Origin of the sequence: Arthrobacter sp. zg-Y916 (assembly GCF_020907385.1) — a bacterium.
GTDB classification, from domain to species: domain Bacteria; phylum Actinomycetota; class Actinomycetes; order Actinomycetales; family Micrococcaceae; genus Arthrobacter_B; species Arthrobacter_B caoxuetaonis.
On sequence record NZ_JAJJOD010000011.1, the window covers coordinates 19,114 to 37,118 of the forward strand.

The window sequence follows — 18,005 nt, forward strand, 5'->3', positions numbered from 1 at the left end:
TTACTCCTTGCCTGCCCGTGCGGGCTCGGCCTCGGTCCGGGGCGGAACCTCCGGACTATCTTCGCTGTCTGCTGCATCCAATTCCGGAAGCTTCACGGTGAAAGTCGATCCCTGGCCCGGCTGCGACCAGAGGTCGACCTCCCCGCCATGGTTCGCTACGACGTGCTTGACGATGCTCAGTCCGAGCCCGTTGCCGCCGGTATTGCGGGAGCGTGCGTCGTCGATGCGGTAGAAGCGTTCGAAAACCCGCTCCTGGTCCTCAGCGGCGATGCCCGGTCCGCGGTCCGTCACCGTGACCTGCGCCAGCCCGTCCCGGGAACGGATTCCGACGCCGATTTGGCTGCCCTCGGGCGAGTACCGGATGGCGTTGTCGATGAGGTTCCGGAAGGCAGTCGTAAGCATGGGCCCGTCCGCGTAGACGGGATTCTCCGCGGCGCCGCCCACAACCACCGTGATGTTGCGCTCTTCGGCGGCAAGCCGGTTCGCCTCCACCGCATCGTTGACGAGCTCATTGATATCCGCCGGCTCGGCGTGGTCCACGACGTCGGTGCCCTGAAGCCGTGACAGTTCGATGATGTCCTGGACCAGGGCGGACAGCCGGACGGTTTCCTTCTGCATGCGCTTGGCGAAGCGGCGGACAGCTTCTTCGTCTGCTGCCGCCTCGTCGATCGCTTCCGAGAGCAGGGAGATCGCGCCGACAGGTGTCTTGAGTTCGTGGGAGACGTTAGCCACGAAGTCGTTGCGCATCTCTTCGGTCCGGGTGGCCTCGGTCCGGTCGTCGGCGAGGATCAAGATGTATTCCTCGGCGATCGGCGCCACGCGCAGCTGCAGGATCAGGCTGCCCTGGCCCAGGGGACCGCGTTGGAGTTCCACGTTGCGTTCCTCGATGACGCCGTCGCGGCGCACCCTGCCGGTCAGTGCCAGGACGTCGTCCTGCACCAGGGTGTGCCCGCGGACCAGCCCAAAGGCGTAGGCGCCCGGGCTGGCCCGCACAACGCCGTCGATCCCGTCCACGACGATGTAGGCACGGCCGAGGACGCCGAGGATTTCGGCAGCACCTTCGGACAGCGCAGGTTCGTCCACCTCAGCGAGTTCGCGGCGGTGGCGCTGGCTGGAGAAGTATGCGACGACGCCGAAGACGCCAACGGCCAGGCCGAGGATGCCTGAGAGCAGGCCCAGCAGTACAGGGTTCACAGTCCTAGCTTAGGCGGACGCCGCCGGACCGGCAGATGCTCCAGTGGCATTCAACCAAGCGTTAAACTAACGTTCACTTCAAGAGGGCCGACCGTTAACCAGAGGCAGGCACCATGAATGGAGCCGTACCGGCAGGTGTGGCGGCCCTGTAAGAGTTCATCGAAAGGACGCATTAAGTGCGCAAGGTTTTCCAGGCCGAGCTTCACCAGATTGGCGAGGAGCTGACCCAGATCTCACAGCTCGTCACGGAGGCAATGAAGAAAGCCACGCAGGCGTTCGAGACGGCAGACACTGAGCTGGCACAGGATGTTATCGCCGCCGATGCCCGCATCGATTTCCTGCAGAATGACCTGGACGAGCGGGCCATCGATGTCCTGGCCCTGCAGGGTCCGGTAGCCAGTGATCTCCGCATGATCGTCGGTTCCCTGCGGATGAGCGCTTCCCTTGAACGCATGGGTGATCTCGCCCGTCACATCGCCCAGCTCGCGAGGCTGCGCTACCCCGCGAACGTGGTTCCCGCCAACATGGTCGAGACGTTCATGGAGATGGCACGCCTGGACATTGCCATCTCCGAGCTGCTCACCGAACTGCTCGAGACCCGCAACCTCGAACTGAGCAAGGACATTTACGCGCACAACACCCGGATCAACGAACTGCACGCCGGTGTGTTCAAGGCCGTGGCTTCTCCCGACTGGGACAACTCCCCCGTCACGACGGTGGACCTCACGCTGGCCAGCCGGTATTTCGAGCGCTTCGCCGACCACGGCGTCTCGGTGACCCGCAAGGTCAACTACCTTGTCACGGGCGAGTGGCAGCCCATCTCTGAGGGATCCGTCTAGCCCTCATCTTCATCGAGATACAGAAACTGCCCGTATGAGAGCTCATACGGGCAGTTTCTGTTATCTCGCGTAATACGGGGCTACTTTTTCTGCTTGCCCTGGTTTGCAACCGCCTTGATCGACGCCGCCGCCGCCTCCGGATCCAGGTAGGTGCCGCCGGCCTTGACCGGCTTCAAGTTCTCGTCGAGCTCGTAGACCAGCGGAATGCCGGTGGGGATGTTGACCGCGGCAATGTCGGCGTCGGAGATGCCGTCCAGGTGCTTGACCAGGGCACGCAGGGAGTTGCCGTGCGCTGCGATCATGACAGTCTTGCCGGACCGGATGTCCTTGGAGATCTCCTCCTCCCAGTACGGCAGGAAGCGCTCCAGGACGTCCTTGAGGCACTCGGTGCGCGGCAGCTCATCCTTGCTGAGGTCGGCATAGCGTGCGTCGTTGGCCTGGGAAAAGTCGCTGTCGTCCGGCAGGGGCGGCGGCGGGGTGTCGTAGGACCGGCGCCAGAGCATGAACTGCTCCTCGCCGTACTCGGCCAGTGTCTGCGCCTTGTCCTTGCCCTGGAGGGCACCGTAATGCCGCTCGTTCAGGCGCCAGCTGCGCTTGACATCGATCCAGATGCGGTCGGCTGCGCCAAGCGCAATGTTGGCCGTGTTGATGGCCCGCTGCAGCCTGGACGTGTAGAGGATGTCCGGGAGGATGCCGTTCTCGACGAGCAGTTCACCGCCGCGGAGGGCCTCTTGCCGGCCCAGGTCCGTGAGGTCCACGTCCACCCAGCCGGTGAAGAGGTTCTTTTCATTCCATTCACTCTGCCCGTGGCGCAGAAGGATCACTTTGTAGGTCATAAAAGCATCGTATCGTCAGTGCGCGGAGCGGGGCAGGGCCGGACGTAACCATTGCACTTGAGGCAGGTTTTTGCGCTGCGCCGGGAGGACACGGGATGCCGGCAGGGAGGCTGAGGGGGATGGAAGCGGTCAGGACCACCGTTCGCCGGACGGTAACATTGTTTGGTGAAAATCCCCCTCAAACCCGTGGGAAATGTGACGCGGGGCACTACAAATCCCAACCGTCTCCGGCGTGTGGACCGTTGGCTTGCTGGTCCTGAAGCATGGCGTTTGAGGCAGGCGGCGGATCCCCTGGTCATCGACCTCGGGTACGGGGCCGCGCCCACTACGGCCGTGGAACTTCATACCCGCATGGGAAGCGTGCGTGCCGATGTCTCGGTCATCGGAATTGAAATCGATCCGAACCGGGTCCGGGCTGCGAAGCCGCTGGAACGGGAGGGCCTGACGTTTCGGCAGGGAGGCTTCGAACTGCCCCTGGACGGCCGGCGCCCCATCATGGTCAGGGCCTTCAACGTCCTGCGCCAGTATGCGGAGCACGAATACACCGCCCACTGGGACATGGTCCGCAGCCGGCTGGCTGAGGGCGGCGTGTTCATCGACGGCACCTGCGACGAGATCGGGAGGCGGTCCACCTGGGTTGTCCTGGACAGGCAGGGGCCGCTGTCCCTGAGCATCTCCCTGCGCTTCGGATCCTTCGAACTGCCCTCTGATGTGGCCGAACGGCTCCCCAAGGCGCTGATCCACCGCAACGTTCCCGGCGAAAAGGTGCACGCCTTCCTGCAGGCGATGGACAAAGCCTGGCTGGACGCCGCTCCGATGGCGTCCTACGGCAACCGGCAGCGCTGGATTGCCATGTGCCGGTCGCTCAAGGACCAGGGCTGGCCGCTGCTGACCGGCCCGGGACGCTGGCGACTGGGCGAGGTCACGGTGGCGTGGGACGCCGTCGAGCCTTCCCGGGACTACCAGGAACCGTAGGCCCCGCCGCGTCCCTTGGACTCGTTGAGGGCCGGGCGCACGTCGGCAAGGTAGACCGAAGCGGCTACGACGGCAGCCAGTTCGAAGAGCAGAAGCGCCAGCGGCCCGAACAGCAGCACCGAGAGCAGGCCGACCGCGGCGGCACCGCCGGTGAGGCCCATCCAGAAACCCTTGGTCCGCTTGTAGGCGCGCTCGAAGTCTGCGGGCTTGCGCCGTACACAGTCGGCAAACGCCCACAGTTCAATTCCCAGCGCCACAATCCCCAGGGCGAGGTAGAGCAGGTTCTGCAGCTCGAAGACAAGTATCACTGGCACAGCCTACCGCGGAAGCGCCTCATCGAGGTCCCTCCACAGGTCCTCGACGTTCTCGATTCCGACCGAAAGCCGCAGCAGGTTCTCCGGAACGGAGACGGGTTCGGCGGGCTGGCGGCGCCGGCGTTCGATCAGTGACTCCACTCCGCCCAGCGAGGTGGCCGGCAGCCAGATCCCGACTTTCTCCGTGACGGCGTCGGCTGCATCGGCGCCTCCCGCCACCTCAATGCACACGATGGAACCGAAGCCGTCCATCTGTTCCGCGGCCCGGAGATGCCCGGGATCGCCGGGAAGCCCGGGATAGCGGACTGCTTCAACGCCCGGATGGTCCTGCAGCCGAAGGGCGAGTTCCATGGCGGTAGCCATGGAACGCTCAACCCGCAGTGCCAGTGTGCGCAGCCCGCGCAGTGCCAGCCACACTTCAAAGGGTCCACCCACCGCGCCGTGCAGGGACCGGTACGTCAACAGCTGTGCGCGCAGTTCGGGATCCGAGGTGACGGCAGCGCCGAGCACCACGTCGGAATGGCCGGAAAGGTACTTCGTGACGGAATGGACGACGACGTCGGCCCCCAGGTCCAGGGGCCGGGTCACCAGCGGCGTCGAGAAGGTGTTGTCCGCTACCACCAGCGCGCCGGCGGCATGGGCGGCATCCGCCAGCGCACGAATGTCCGCTACCTCGAGCATGGGGTTGGTGGGGCTCTCAATCCAGAGCATGCCTGCACCGTCGAGGGCGGCGACCACTTCTTCGGTATTCGCAATGTCCACGGTCCGGATGTTGATCCGCCCGTTCTGTGCCTCACCCGCCGCGAGCACGAGCGAACCCTGATAGGTATGCCGGGGCATCACCAGGGTCCCGCCGGTTGGCAGCAGGGACATCGCTGCGATCACGGCTGCGAGCCCGGAGGAGTAGACCAAAGCGGGCAGCTCGGAGTTCTCCAGGGTGCCAAGTGCTTCTTCGAACGGATCCCAGGTGGGATTTGAGTACCTGCCGTACACCCTGTCCCCCTCGCGGGTTGCCCTGGTGCCCAGGAAGGTGGACGTCAGGACAATGGGCGGGTTGACTGCCGAATCTGCTGTCCGCTCGGGGCGGCCGGCGGACACGACAGTTGTTTCGGGGGACAGTCCGGCGTGCTGGGGACCCGTGGTTGTGCTCATGGCACTTAGCCTAGACCGGAGCGGAGCGCGGACGCCGAGTGTTTCGCCGCGGCCTGTCACGTTCGGACACAGAGGGCGCATGGCACCCCGCAGCCGGTTCCCAGCCTGACTGGGTAGGCTAGGCGGGTGAGTAATTCTGAACCTTCCGCTGGACTCTTCATCGCGTTCGAAGGCGGCGACGGCGCCGGCAAGTCAACGCAGGCAACTTTGCTCACCCAGGCACTGCAGGATGCCGGCCGCACCGTGGTCCGCACCCGTGAACCCGGAGGGACACCCGTCGGGGAAAAGCTGCGCGCGCTCGTCCTTGAACACGGCCACGGCGAGATCGATCCGCGCACCGAAGCCCTCATCTTTGCCGCATCCCGGGCCGCACACGTTCAGCAGGTAATCCGGCCCGCCCTGGAACGCGGCGACGTCGTGGTCTGCGACCGCTACATCGATTCCTCCGTGGCCTACCAGGGTGCAGGCCGCGCCCTGGGCACGGACCCGGTCCGCCACGTCAACGAATGGGCAACCGATGGCCTGGTCCCGGACGTCACGGTGCTCCTGGATGTTGACCCCGAATCGGGCCGGACCCGCCGGACAGCCTCCGCCGGCGCCGAGGACCGGCTGGAGTCCGAGCCGGATGAATTCCACGGCAGCATCCGCGCCGCCTTCCTTGCCCTGGCCGAAGCGTCGCCGGAACGCTATCTGGTGCTTGATGCCAGGGCCCCCGTTGCCGAACTGGCGGACCAGATCCTCGCCCGGATCGGCGCCCTGCTGCCATGACGGTATGGGATGACCTCCAGGGCCAGGCACCGGTTGTCGAGCAGCTGCGCCGTGCCGCCGCCGAGGGCCAGCCGACCCATGCGTGGATTTTCACCGGGCCGCCCGGTTCCGGACGGTCCAATGCTGCCCGCGCCTTCGCCGCAGCACTGTTGTGCGAACAGGCCGACCCCGCCGAGCGTGGCTGCGGTGAATGCCGGGCCTGCCGCACCGCCCTGGCCGGCTCACATGCTGACGTCTCATCCGTGACCACCGAAAAAGTCACCATCAGCATCGAGGAGGCCCGCGAGCTGGTGAAGAAGGCGCAGGACAAGCCTTCCACCGGCCGGTGGCGCGTGATGATCGTCGAAGATGCGGACCGTATGCAGGAACGCAGCACGAACGTCCTGCTCAAGGCGATCGAAGAGCCGCCGCCGCGGACCATCTGGCTGCTCTGTGCACCGAGTCCCGGTGACGTGCTGGTGACCATCCGTTCCCGCTGCCGCCCGGTAGGCCTGCGGCTGCCTCCGGTGGACGACGTCGCCGAACTGCTGGTGCGCCGTGACGGCATCGATCCGGAGGTCGCCATGGGAGCTGCCAGGGCAGCGCAGAGCCACATTGGCATTGCCAAGCGCCTGGCCACCGATGAGGGCGCCCGGGCCCGGCGCGAGAAGATCGTGCGGCTGCCGCTGTCCCTGCGCAGCGTCTCCGGAGCGATGAAAGCTGCTGCGGACCTGGTGGCCCTCGCGGAGGCAGAGGCCTCCAGTTCCTTTGAGCAGCGCGACGCCGCAGAGAAGGCCGCCTTGCTCGCCTCCCTCGGCGCACCGGAGACCGGGACCCTGCCTCCCTCCATGCGCAGCCAGGTCAAACGCCTCGAAGAGGACCAAATCCGGCGGGCCAAGCGTTCCAAGAACGACTATTTCGACCGGGCGCTCACAGACCTGCTCTCCTTTTACCGCGATGCCCTGGTCCTGTCCCTGGACTCGGGCACGGACCTGGTGAACGAGTCCCTTCGCCCGGAGCTGGAGGACTTTGCCTCACGGAACACTGCAGAAGTGATCCTGGCCCGCATGGAGGAGATCAACGACGTCCGGCGTCGGCTGGTCACCACCAACGTCGCCCCGCTGCTGGCCATCGAAGCGATGGCCGTCAGCCTGCTGTAACACTTGTTTCGCACCAGACCCGCCCAGGACCCAGGAGCCGCACCCATGACCCCAGCACGACGCCGTCCCAGGGATCTGTCTGCCCGCAGCCTGCGCCGCGCCGCGGCAGCCGGATCCGCCGCCGTCGTGCTCGCTTCCCTGGTGGCTTGTGTTCCCGGTGAGTCCGCAGGGCCGGAGCGGGGCACCCAGTCCGCGGCGCCGGAAGTCATCGGGGACGTTCCCGCGGAGCTTGAGTCCTACTACATGCAGGAGGTGGTCTGGGATTCCTGCGAAGACTCCTACCTCTGCGCCTCCATCGAGGTTCCCCTGGACTATTCGAATCCCGGGGACAACAGCATCGAACTCGAAGTGATCCTCTCCGAGGCAGGCGGAACCGCGGAGGGAACCATCCTGGTAAACCCCGGCGGGCCCGGCGGCTCGGGATATGACACGGTGCTCGAATCGCTCGAAGGCGTGACAACCAGCCGGCTGCGCGATGACTTCAACATCCTCGGCTTCGATCCGCGCGGCGTCGGACGTTCCACCCCGGTGGACTGCCTCACCGATGAAGAACTGGATGCCTCCCGCAACGAGACGTTTGATCCCTCGACTGATGCCGGATTCGAGGAGGCGCGGGCGAATGCGGCGGACTACGCGGCACAGTGTGCCGAGGAATCCGGGGACCTGCTGGGCTTCGTCGACACGGCCAGCGCCGCACGGGACATGGACATCCTGCGGGCCGTCGCCGGGGACTCGAAACTGAATTACCTCGGGTTCTCCTACGGCACCTTCCTGGGCGCCACCTATGCCGAACTGTTCCCGGAGACGGTGGGACGGATGGTGCTCGACGGCGGAATCGACCCCTCAGCCAGCAATGAGGAGATCACCCTGGGACAGGCCCGTGCCTTCGAAAAGGCCATCCGCGCCTATGTCGAAGACTGCCTGACTTCCTCGAACTGCCCGCTCAGCGGCACTGTCGACGACGCCGTGGAAACGATCCGCGACCTGATCGCCTCGGTCGAGGTGAGCCCGATGACTGCCGCGGACGGCCGGACGGTCACTGCCTCCACCTTTGTCAGCGGGTTCATCCTTCCGCTCTATAACGACGCCAACTGGCCGGCACTGACGCAGGCGCTCTCTTCCGCGCTGCGGGGCGACCCGACGACCATCCTGATGCTGGCCGACCTGGGCGCCGAGCGTGAGGAAGACGGCTCCTACGCGTCCAATTCCTTCGAAGTCTTCAGCGCCGTGAACTGCCTGGACTATCCCATGGAAACCGACCGGACCCAGATGGACCTCGACGCCGCCGAACTGGAAGCTGCCTCCCCCACGCTCGGACGTTTCCTCGCCTACGGCGGGTTGACCTGTGAAGCCTGGCCGCATGAGCCCACCGGCGAACCGCACCGGATCGCTGCCGAAGGAGCAGCTCCGATCCTGGTCCTCGGCACCACCGGCGACCCGGCGACTCCGTACGAGTGGTCCCAGGCCCTGGCCGGCCAGCTGGACTCAGCAGTGCTGGTGACGTGGGAGGCCGAAGGACACACCGCGTACGGACGGGGCAACCAGTGCATTGCCGATGCCGTGGATGATTACTTCATCGACGGCACGGTCCCCCAGGACCGGCTGGTCTGCTCCTAGCCAGGAGGCAGACCCCGGCGTTTTGACCCGGGTGCTCCCGCCGTATAAAGTTGTTCCTTGTGGATTCTGGCCGTTGACGGACAGATGAAGCTTGCCTCCTTAGCTCAGTTGGTAGAGCGTCTCACTCGTAATGAGAAGGTCGCCAGTTCGATTCTGGCAGGAGGCTCACGATTCGAAGCCCCCGGAAACCACGGTCTCCGGGGGCTTCGCTGCACCACCATCTGCTGTATTTTCCGGGGAGCCACCATCAGGACCGTCGCCGCGGCATTCAAGAAACGTTCCGGGCCCGTGCAGGCCGCGGGGTACGGACTCCATGTGTTTTTCGGCATCAGCATCCTGTTGTTCGTCAGTGATCCCGTAGCCGGCATCATCGCGCTGATGCCCCTGGTTTTTGGGCTTGCCGGCCTGGCCCGCCTGCTTCGGCAGGCCGCCCGGCTGCGGCGGCACAGGGATCCCAGCCCGGCGGACGGCGTGCCCTGACCCGGATGCTTCTGGGATAATTCCTTGCCTAGGCACCAACCGACAGCTAGGAATCCCATGGCATTGCTCGACCCGTCGATCTGGACAGACAACATTTACGTAAACGGCTGGCGAAAGGGCGGCGCCGGTTCAGCCGATGCCGTCGAACCCGCGACCGGCAACACGCTGGGCAGCTACGGCGTGGCCTCGGTCGAAGACGTTCAGGAAGCCGCACGCATTGCCGCCGCGGCGCAGCGGGAATGGGCACCGCGCAAGCCTGAAGAGCGCGCCGCAGTCCTTCGCCGGGCAGGCCTGCTCTGGGAGGAGCATGCCGAAGAAATCGGCACCTGGATTACCCGCGAATCGGGCAGCATTCCCACCAAGGCCGGGCTGGAAACGCACAGCGCCGCGAACGAGTGCTATGACGCTTCGGCGCTCCCCGCACTCCCCGCGGGCGAGGTGCTGACGTCCAACGAACGGCGCTGGTCGATGGCCCGCCGGCGGCCCGCCGGCGTCGTCTCCGTGATTGCCCCCTTCAATTTCCCGCTGATCCTCTCCATCCGGGCCGTGGCCCCGGCTCTGGCCCTGGGCAACGCCGTCCTGCTGAAGCCGGACCCCCGCACTGCCGTGTGCGGGGGCGTGGCGCTGATGCGCATCTTTGAAGAGGCCGGGCTCCCGGCGGGCCTGCTCTCCCTGCTTCCGGGCGGGGCGGAGATCGGCGCTGCCGTAGTCCAGGCTCCCGAAGTCCGGGTCATCGCCTTCACCGGATCCACGGCTGCCGGACGCAAGATCGCGGAATCGGCCGGACGCCTGCTCAAGCGCGCGCATCTTGAACTGGGCGGGAACAACGCCATGATCGTGCTGCCCGGCGCGGATGTGGCCAAGGCTGCCTCCGCGGCCGCGTTCGGTTCCTTCCTGCACCAGGGCCAGATCTGTATGACCACAGGGCGCCACATTGTCCACGAGGACATCTACGACGCGTACGTTGCGGCCCTTGCCGAGAAGGCGTCCAACCTGCCGGTCGGAGATCCGGCCAGCGGACAGGTGGCCCTGGGGCCGATCATCGACGAGAACCAGCTGAAGAAGATTGACGGCATTGTCCAGGACTCCGTGGCGGCAGGTGCCCGGCTCATGGCCGGCGGCACCAGCGAGAACCTGTTCTACCGGCCCACCGTGCTGGCGGACGTGACCCCGGACAACCCGGCCTGGGCGCAGGAAATCTTCGGTCCCGTGGCGCCGGTCATGAAGTTCAGCACCGTGGATGAAGCCGTCGAACTGGCGAACGGCAGCGAGTACGGGCTGTCCCTGTCCATCCTCGGCGACGTCGGCATGGCCATGAAGATCGCCGACCGCGTGGAATCCGGCAAGGTCCACATCAATGAACAAACCGTCAGTGACGAATCCAACGCACCATTCGGCGGCGTGAAGGACTCCGGCAACGGCGGACGCGTTGGCGGCGCCGCAGCCAACATGGAGTCCTTCACGGAAATCCAGTGGCTCACCATGCGCCCGGAAATCGCGTCCTACCCCTTCTAGGACAAATCCCCTCCCTGCCGGGAATCAAAAAGGGGCGGCCTCCACTGGCGGCCGCCCCTTTTCGCTGCCTGGAGCAAAGCTCACTGTTGGCTCAAGATTTGCTCAAGGGAATCTTCAGGAAACATTGCGCCTGGTGCGCGCCGAACTTGAGCGTTTACCGGGGTGTGGCTCTATATCGTCATACCATCAGCAATTCGGCACATGGTCCGCAGGGACCGCGAAGACATTGGGGGGACACCGTGAACGCATGGAACGCCGGCACCGAGGTTTTGGTAAAGCGGTACACAGATGTTCAGCGGGATTCCCACGTCGCCGCGCTCTGCGGTGAGTGCAACCGCCGCCTCGTCCCCGAATGGGCCAGCGATACCCGTCCCACCGATAAGACCGGCTACTGGGTCATCCGCGGCTACCGCTACCCGGGAGTCCGCTGCTCCACCCATGAGCGCCGCGTGCTGCAGGACTACTACGGCACCCGCGTTGACAAGGGCCAGGCACAGCGTCACGTAGCCGGCTCCCGCCGCAAGATGGAAGCCCCCGCGCGCCGGACCCTGCGCCTCTTCGCCACCAAGGTGCGCGCAGGCAGCTAAAACAGACTTTCCCCTGGAAGGAACTGCAGTATCCCCTCGTAAATACTGCAAAGACGAGCCGCACAGTTGCATGTGCTGTACCGGCCGCCCGTCCGCGGACGGTACTGGCTCGCCACCCCGGCACTTACCCCAATGAGTGCCGGGGTTTGGCATTTAAAGATTTAAAGGATGGAAGCATTCGCCTGCACGCCGGAGCATTGCACTCTGGGAAGCACCCTGGAAAAGGACTATTTATCGGCGTCGGGCCGGCGGCTGCTGAGCAGCGCCTTGATGCGCTCTTCGGCGTCGGGGATTTCGGCGGTGGCCGCGACATTCGCTTCTTCAACGGCACGCACCACTTCGTGGCGCTGGATTTTCACGCCGCGCGGGGCGTCAATGCCAATGCGGACTCCGTCGCCGCGGGAATCGAGCACAGTAATGACAATGTCATCACCAATCAGGATCTGTTCTCCTGATTTCCGCGTTAGCACGAGCATTTGTTCACTCTATCCCAAGCACGCCGGGCATTAACCTTGTCCGGCCTTCCGCAAGGAAATAGTTACAACACGGATGCCTGTGCGGGGGCCCCGTCGACCCAGCCGACGGGCAGTCCCAGGACATTAACGCTCTGCGGCGTGGCGGTCCCTTCAAGTCCTTCGACGGCAACTGCGTCCACCGCGCAGGCGGTCCGGACGGCATTCACCCAGGCAGCAGTGTCTTCGGGTTTGCGTCCGGCATCTACGGCGACCCAGAGCTGGTCCGGCGCCAGAGCTGCAATGAGCGTGGTGTGGCGCGCGATCTCGCTGACGCCGCGGCCTGCCCCGTAAGCCAGGAAAATGGGATGGCCGGCCAGGACTCCGGCCGCCCTCGCTGTCGCGACGGCCCTCCGGTCACCGGCGCGGCCCACACCCGGGCCGTCAACGGTGCCGGCTGCCCGCAGCGCCTGGGCACTGAAGCCGGCGGCCGCGGCCATCGACTCGCACACCAGCATGGCGTCCTGTCCCAGCCCCACCACGATGATGAGGTCGCCTGCCCCTTCCAGCGGCGCCGGCACGTCCTGGGTGCCGGCGCGGGCTGGCTGACCCGGTTCCGGAGCCTCAGGGAACAGCTGCGGAAACGAAACCGGTGCCGGCAGCGGTTCAGGGGTACGCGGCGTCTGAGGGGCCTGGGCCGGCGCGCCGGTATTCTGTGAGAGATCCGCGATCAGTTCCGCAAAGGCGTTGGTTTCTGTTGAGAGACCGGGCAGCGGCGGAGACTGGGGGCGGAAGTCGCTCTCCGCCTCTTCGGCGCTCGCCAGCAGCGCTCCGATGCCTGCCCGGCTGGGCAGGTCGGCGTCCACGGGAGCAGCCCGGCGCCCCCGCGGCGGCAGCTCCACGGTGACCTCGTAGTGCTGCCGGGCCAGGAACCCGCCGATACCGCCTACCGTGACCTTTTCGGCGGCAACGATCCGGGCCCGCGGACCGTGTTCCGCAAGGATCTTCGCCTTCAGCGCATCAAGGGAAGGGCCCTCAAGCTGAAATCGTCTCGGTTCCACGGAGCACTCCTACTGTTTCAATATTGACGTTGGCTGCCGTGGCTTCCTGGTAGGACAGCACGGGCAGCCCGTTGGCCTGCGCCGATACCAGGCGCCGGATAGCCGGACGGAGCGCCGGGGCGCAGACCAGCACGGCACTGTGCCCAGCGTTCTCCACAGTGGCAACAGTAGTCTTAAGTGACGCAATTATATTCTCGATGCGAGTGGGATCGAGGAGGATCTGCGTCCCCTGGTCGGAAGGGCGCAGGTTCTCCAGCATCGACTGCTCCAGCGACGGATCGATCATGATCACGCGCAGCACGCCTGAGTTGATGTACTGGGCGGCCAGGGCCGGTCCGAGAGCCTGCCGCGCCGCTTCGATCAGCCCTTCGGGTTCCGGCGAGGACTTCGCTTTCAGCAGCAGCGACTCATAGATGCGGGGCAGGTCGTTGATCGGAATCTGTTCGGCCAGCAGGCCCTGCAGCACCCGCTGGACCTCGGCCAGCGAGAGCACGTTCGGCACCAGTTCATCCACGGCCGACGGGTTGACCTGCTTGACCCCTTCGGTGAGCACGCGGACGTCTTCACGGGTGAGCAGGCGCGCAGCGTTCGCGGTGATGATCGCCGAGAGATGCGTGACCAGCACCGAGACGCGGTCGATCACGGTGGCGCCGGCCATCTCCGCGGCATGCCGCATCTCCGCCGGCACCCATTTGCCGGCCAGGCCGAACACCGGTTCCACGGTGGCAACGCCCGGCAGCCCGTCCAGGAAGTCGCCCAGGGCGAGCACCTTGCCTGCGGGCGCCTCTCCCCGGCCGGCTTCGACGCCGGCAATCCTGATCACATAGGTGGAGGCCGGAAGGTCCACACTGTCGCGGGTGCGCACCGGGGGAACCACGACGCCGAGTTCCAGCGCAATCTTGCGCCGCAGCGCCCGCACGCGGGCCAGCAGGTCATCCGAGCCTCCGGTCACGATGCCGACAAGGTCCGGCGAGAGCATCACTTCCAGGGCGTGGACGCGCATCTGCTCGATAAGGTCCTCGGTGGTGTCCGAGGCTGGTGCACCGGTGAGCTGTGCAACCGGATCCGCCGCGGCCGCTTCTTCTGCAGCCTCCCGTGCCTTGACCCGCTGGCTGGCAAAGATCAGGAGGGCGCCAATCACAATGAAGGGAATTTTGGGCATGCCGGGAATCAGGGCCATGACGATCGCCGCCGCTCCGGCGATCATCAGCGCATTACGGGACTGGCTCAGTTCCGCCGAGGCGGTGGAGGCCATATCCGATTCGGCGTTGGACCGGGTTACGATCATGCCCGTGGAGACGGCCATCAGCAGGGCCGGAATCTGGGTGACCAGGCCGTCACCAATGGTCAGCAGCGTGTAGGTGTCGATCGCCTCGCCGGCGGACATGCCGCGCTGCAGCATGCCGATCGCGATGCCGCCCACGATGTTGATAATGATGATGATCAGGCCGGCAATTGCGTCGCCCTTCACGAACTTGGAAGCACCGTCCATGGCGCCGTAGAAGTCGGCTTCCGCGGAAACCTCGGCACGGCGTTCACGGGCCTGGATATCCGTGATGAGACCGGCGTTGAGGTCGGCGTCGATTGCCATCTGCTTGCCCGGCATCGCGTCCAGGGTGAAGCGGGCGCCGACTTCGGCCACACGCTCCGCACCCTTGGTGACCACTACGAACTGGATCACGACCAGGATCAGGAAGATCACCGCGCCGATGATCAGGGATCCGCCGACGGCCACATGCCCGAAGGCTTCAATGACCTGCCCGGCATACCCGTCGCCCAGCACCAGGCGGGTGGACGCAACGTTCAGGCCTAGCCGGAACAGGGTTGCGACCAGCAGCATGGAGGGGAACACGGAGAAGTCCAGCGGCTTCTTCACGAACATGGTGGTCAGCAGGATCACCAGTGCCAGCAGGATGTTGATGATGATCAGCACGTCCAGCAGGCCGGCGGGCACGGGGACCACCAGCAGCAGGATAATTCCGATCACGCCCACGGGGATGGTGAGCTTCAGGAGGTTGCGGTTCACGGTGCTGCCTTACGGTGTTGTGGGGCGGGAGCGGGGGCGGTAGCAGAGGGGTCGGGGGCCATGGTGTGCACCCCGGCGGCGGCGCCGCGGTTCTTCAGTGCCATGACGAAGGCCAGGACGCGGGCCACGGCGTTGTACAGTTCCACCGGGATTTCCTGGCCCAGTTCGCAGGCCGAGTGCAGGGCACGGGCCAGGGGAATATCGCGCACCATGGGTACGCCCTTGGCTTCGGCTTCCTCACGGATGCGGGCGGCAATATTTCCGGCACCCTTGGCCACGACCCGGGGCGCGGACTTGCCCGGTTCGTATTTCAGGGCCACGGCAACGTGGGTGGGGTTCAGCAGTACGACGTCGGAGTCGCCTACAGCGGCCATCATGCGGTTCCGGCTCATGGCCAGCTGGCGTGAACGGCGCTGGGACTTCACCAGGGGGTCGCCGTCGGTGTTCTTGTTTTCGTCCTTGACCTCTTTTTTGGTCATGCGGGTCCGTTTCCGGTTACGCCGCATCACCATGAGGATGTCCGCTCCCGCCAGCGCGAGCCCGGCCGCAACAGCGAACTGCAGCAGCGTGGCAACTCCCCCGCCGGCTTCAGCCAGCAAGGCGGTAATCGACATGCCGCCGGCGGTCATCAGGACGGGCATCAGGTTCTGGATCACGAAGTACAGGACAAGGCCGACGACGGCGGTCTTCAGGAGCGCCTTGACGCCGTTCCAGATCGCCTGGCCGCCGAAGACCCGTTTCATGCCCTTGACCATGTCGAACTGTTCGTACTTGCCCTTGAACTTCTTGAAGTGGATACCGCCCTGCAGCGCTGCCGTGGCCAGGACTGCGGCAACGACCACTGACAGCAGCGGCCCCATGATGTAGACCAGTCCACCCAGCGAGTCCTGGAACATCCGCAGCGCTGCCAGCGGATCGGGATTCCCGGTAATTGAATCCACCCGCATCAGCGTTTCTGCGCCTTTGTCAGCGCCCCGGCTGATGGTTGTGGGCATCATGACCGCGGCTGCGCCCACGCCTACCCAGGCGGTGAGGTCATCCGAGCGGGACAGCTGGCCCTTGTCCCGGACCTCTTTCATCCGTTTCGGTGTGGCGGCTTCTGACCGCTCTCCGGAGTCCTGTTCCGGCATTTATCCCACCCCCGCCAGCGTGCGCACGATTTCCTGGACCAGCACCGAAACAACGCGGGGCAGGGCCAGGAAAACAATGGAAATGAGGCTCAGCGTGAGCAAGATCTTCAGCGGGAAGCCCAGCGCGAAGGCGTTCAGCGCCGGGGCCACACGCGTGAGCAGGCCCAGTCCGGCGTCAGCCAGGAAGAGGACCACCAGCAGCGGTCCGGCGATCTGGACGGCAGCAACGAACATATTGCTCACGCCGGAGATCATTGCCTGCGCGGGGTCCGCCAGGTCGATCCCGCCCGCCAGCGGCAGGGCCGTGAAACTGCGCGAAAGTCCCATGATGATCAGCTGATAGCCGTCCGAGGCAAACAGCAGGGCCAGTGCCGTGATCTGGAACATCCTGGTGAACTGGGCGCCGTTGACCATGGACTGCGGATCGAAGCCCTGGGCCAGGGAGAATCCGCCAAAGAGGTCGATCAGCTGGCCGGCGGACTGCACTGCGGAGAAAACCAGCAGGACCAGGAAGCCCAGGACGGCACCAACCACGAACTCCAGCACCAGGCTGGTGATGTAGGCGGCGGTGCCAAGGTTTACGTACCCTTCGGACACCTGAGGTGCGACCGCGAGGGCAAGGCCGATGGCAAGCATTGCCTTTACCCGTCCCGGGAAGGCGTTGTAGGAAAACGGCGGAGCGATGATCAGGAACGCCACCATCCGCACACCGGCAAGCATCACCGCTTCCAGCCATGCCTGGTCGATGGTGATGTTCATATCATCCCCCGCCGAGCAGTGACGGGATCTTCTCGAACAGCTGCTGCGTGAAGGTAATCATTTCGGTGATCATCCAGTGTCCGCAGACCAGCAGCGCAATGCAGACGGCCAGGGCCTTCGGCACGAAGGACAGCGTCACTTCCTGGATCTGGGTGATCGACTGGACCAGGGACACCGAGAAACCAACCACCAGCGCGGTCAGCAGCACCGGTGCCGCGAGCTTGGCCGCAACCCACAGTCCCTGGAGGCCTATGTCCAGGACGGCACTGGTATCCATCAGCCGCCGCCCTGGTAGCTGTTGACCAGCGAGGTGATGATCAGTCCCCAGCCGTCCACGAGCACAAAGAGCAGGATCTTGAACGGAAGGGAGATCATGACCGGGGGAAGCATCATCATGCCCATGGACATCAGTGCTGCGGCGACCACCAGGTCGATGATGAGGAACGGAATGAAGATGACGAAGCCGATGATGAACGCAGCCCGGAGTTCGGAAATCATGAACGCCGGGATGAGGGTGGTCAGCGGGACGCTTTCCGGGTTCTCCGGGTTCGGCTGGTCAGCTGCCCGGGTCATGAGCGCAATATCCTCTTCGCGGGTGTGGGCCAGCATGAACTGCTGCAGCGGGCCGGATCCGGCGGACAAGGCATCGTTGAACGTGAAGTCACCGTTGAGGTAGGGCTGTACGGCCAGGGAGTTTATCTCGGTCAGGACCGGCGCCATGATGAAGAGCGAGAGGAACAGTGCCAGCCCGGCCAGCACCTGGTTGGGCGGGATGGACGGCAGGGAGAGAGCGTTCCGGGTCATCGCCAGGACCACGAAGATCTTGGTGAAGGACGTCATCATCAGCAGCAGGGCAGGTGCCACGGAGAGCAGCGTGATGCCGATCAGGGTGACGACGGCGGTGGACGGCGTTCCGTCTACACCGTTGATGTCCACCGAGAATCCGCCGGTCTCTTCAGGGTCCGACGGCGCGCCGGGGGCGGTGGGTGCCGCCGGCGGAGCGGGGTCAAAAGTAGTGGCGTGTCCGGCGGTGGCACCGGCCAGCAGGAGCGCGAAGGCAGCCGCCAGGATCAGCACAGTGCCCAGGATGACCCTGCGCAGCTGGGGGGCCCACGGCGCGGAGCCGGGCGCAGGGGCGGCGGGCAGCGCCGTCGTCATGGT

At 65.4% G+C, this 18,005-nt stretch carries 19 protein-coding genes and 1 tRNA gene; 9 read left to right on the forward strand and 11 right to left on the reverse strand.

What is annotated here, in order from left to right; genetic code table 11:
• On the reverse strand, window positions 1-1,194 hold the full coding sequence (locus LOC59_RS15325) for a sensor histidine kinase (RefSeq protein ID WP_229972931.1): 1,194 nt from the start codon (window positions 1,192-1,194) through the stop codon (window positions 1-3).
• Window positions 1,195-1,370: 176 nt separating this feature from the next.
• Here LOC59_RS15325 and phoU point away from each other — a divergent pair, with 176 nt between their 5' ends.
• On the forward strand, window positions 1,371-2,033 hold the full coding sequence (gene phoU / locus LOC59_RS15330) for a phosphate signaling complex protein PhoU (protein WP_227896123.1): 663 nt from the start codon (window positions 1,371-1,373) through the stop codon (window positions 2,031-2,033).
• 80 nt (window positions 2,034-2,113) lie between these two features.
• Here phoU and LOC59_RS15335 read toward each other — a convergent pair whose 3' ends face one another.
• The gene (locus LOC59_RS15335; RefSeq protein ID WP_227896124.1) at window positions 2,114-2,869 is read right to left on the reverse strand and encodes a phosphoglyceromutase; all 756 of its coding nucleotides are present in this window, start codon (window positions 2,867-2,869) and stop codon (window positions 2,114-2,116) included.
• Between the two features lie 186 nt (window positions 2,870-3,055).
• On the opposite strand from LOC59_RS15335, the gene LOC59_RS15340 reads away from it, so the two are divergent.
• Window positions 3,056-3,844, forward strand: coding sequence for a class I SAM-dependent methyltransferase (locus LOC59_RS15340; protein ID WP_229973223.1), 789 nt, complete (start codon window positions 3,056-3,058; stop codon window positions 3,842-3,844).
• On the opposite strand, the gene LOC59_RS15345 is transcribed toward LOC59_RS15340, so the two are convergent.
• Window positions 3,829-4,152, reverse strand: a complete 324-nt coding sequence (locus LOC59_RS15345) for a DUF2516 family protein (protein ID WP_227896125.1) — start codon at window positions 4,150-4,152, stop codon at window positions 3,829-3,831. The genes LOC59_RS15340 and LOC59_RS15345 overlap by 16 nt on opposite strands.
• Window positions 4,153-4,161: 9 nt before the next feature.
• Entirely contained in the window at window positions 4,162-5,310 is a 1,149-nt protein-coding gene (locus tag LOC59_RS15350) for a trans-sulfuration enzyme family protein (protein WP_227896126.1), read from the reverse strand.
• 126 nt (window positions 5,311-5,436) lie between these two features.
• Here LOC59_RS15350 and tmk point away from each other — a divergent pair, with 126 nt between their 5' ends.
• The 7 genes from tmk (at window position 5,437) to LOC59_RS15385 (ending at window position 11,416) form a co-directional block, all read left to right on the forward strand.
• Window positions 5,437-6,078, forward strand: coding sequence for a dTMP kinase (tmk, locus tag LOC59_RS15355; protein ID WP_229972933.1), 642 nt, complete (start codon window positions 5,437-5,439; stop codon window positions 6,076-6,078).
• A complete protein-coding gene (locus tag LOC59_RS15360) occupies window positions 6,075-7,217 on the forward strand; it encodes a DNA polymerase III subunit delta' (RefSeq protein WP_229972935.1) in 1,143 nt (380 codons plus the stop codon). The genes tmk and LOC59_RS15360 overlap by 4 nt, the downstream gene beginning before the upstream one ends.
• 45 nt (window positions 7,218-7,262) lie before the next feature.
• Window positions 7,263-8,834, forward strand: coding sequence for an alpha/beta hydrolase (locus LOC59_RS15365; protein WP_229972937.1), 1,572 nt, complete (start codon window positions 7,263-7,265; stop codon window positions 8,832-8,834).
• A gap of 93 nt (window positions 8,835-8,927) precedes the next feature.
• Window positions 8,928-9,000 (forward strand) — tRNA-Thr (locus LOC59_RS15370).
• Between the two features lie 122 nt (window positions 9,001-9,122).
• The gene (locus tag LOC59_RS15375) at window positions 9,123-9,314 is read left to right on the forward strand and encodes a hypothetical protein (protein ID WP_227916824.1); all 192 of its coding nucleotides are present in this window, start codon (window positions 9,123-9,125) and stop codon (window positions 9,312-9,314) included.
• 57 nt (window positions 9,315-9,371) lie between these two features.
• Entirely contained in the window at window positions 9,372-10,829 is a 1,458-nt protein-coding gene (locus LOC59_RS15380; protein WP_229972939.1) for a benzaldehyde dehydrogenase, read from the forward strand.
• A gap of 239 nt (window positions 10,830-11,068) precedes the next feature.
• Complete coding sequence (locus LOC59_RS15385) at window positions 11,069-11,416, forward strand: hypothetical protein (RefSeq protein ID WP_227896132.1); 348 nt, start codon at window positions 11,069-11,071, stop codon at window positions 11,414-11,416.
• A 227-nt stretch (window positions 11,417-11,643) separates the two neighbouring features.
• On the opposite strand, the gene csrA is transcribed toward LOC59_RS15385, so the two are convergent.
• The 7 genes from csrA to fliP form a co-directional block, all read right to left on the reverse strand.
• Window positions 11,644-11,892, reverse strand: a complete 249-nt coding sequence (gene csrA / locus LOC59_RS15390; protein WP_227896133.1) for a carbon storage regulator CsrA — start codon at window positions 11,890-11,892, stop codon at window positions 11,644-11,646.
• A 62-nt stretch (window positions 11,893-11,954) separates the two neighbouring features.
• On the reverse strand, window positions 11,955-12,929 hold the full coding sequence (locus LOC59_RS15395; RefSeq protein ID WP_227896134.1) for a hypothetical protein: 975 nt from the start codon (window positions 12,927-12,929) through the stop codon (window positions 11,955-11,957).
• Window positions 12,904-14,955 (reverse strand): flagellar biosynthesis protein FlhA, encoded by a 2,052-nt coding sequence (locus tag LOC59_RS15400; RefSeq protein WP_227896135.1) that lies wholly within the window; start codon window positions 14,953-14,955, stop codon window positions 12,904-12,906. The genes LOC59_RS15395 and LOC59_RS15400 overlap by 26 nt, the downstream gene beginning before the upstream one ends.
• On the reverse strand, window positions 14,952-16,085 hold the full coding sequence (locus tag LOC59_RS15405) for an EscU/YscU/HrcU family type III secretion system export apparatus switch protein (protein WP_227896136.1): 1,134 nt from the start codon (window positions 16,083-16,085) through the stop codon (window positions 14,952-14,954). Before LOC59_RS15405 ends, LOC59_RS15400 begins: the two co-directional genes overlap by 4 nt.
• Window positions 16,086-16,844, reverse strand: coding sequence for a flagellar biosynthetic protein FliR (locus tag LOC59_RS15410; RefSeq protein WP_227916826.1), 759 nt, complete (start codon window positions 16,842-16,844; stop codon window positions 16,086-16,088). It lies immediately after the preceding gene.
• A gap of 1 nt (window position 16,845) precedes the next feature.
• On the reverse strand, window positions 16,846-17,121 hold the full coding sequence (gene fliQ, locus LOC59_RS15415; protein ID WP_227896138.1) for a flagellar biosynthesis protein FliQ: 276 nt from the start codon (window positions 17,119-17,121) through the stop codon (window positions 16,846-16,848).
• Window positions 17,121-18,002 (reverse strand): flagellar type III secretion system pore protein FliP, encoded by an 882-nt coding sequence (gene fliP, locus LOC59_RS15420; protein WP_227896139.1) that lies wholly within the window; start codon window positions 18,000-18,002, stop codon window positions 17,121-17,123. The genes fliQ and fliP overlap by 1 nt, the downstream gene beginning before the upstream one ends.
• Window positions 18,003-18,005 lie beyond the last annotated feature (3 nt).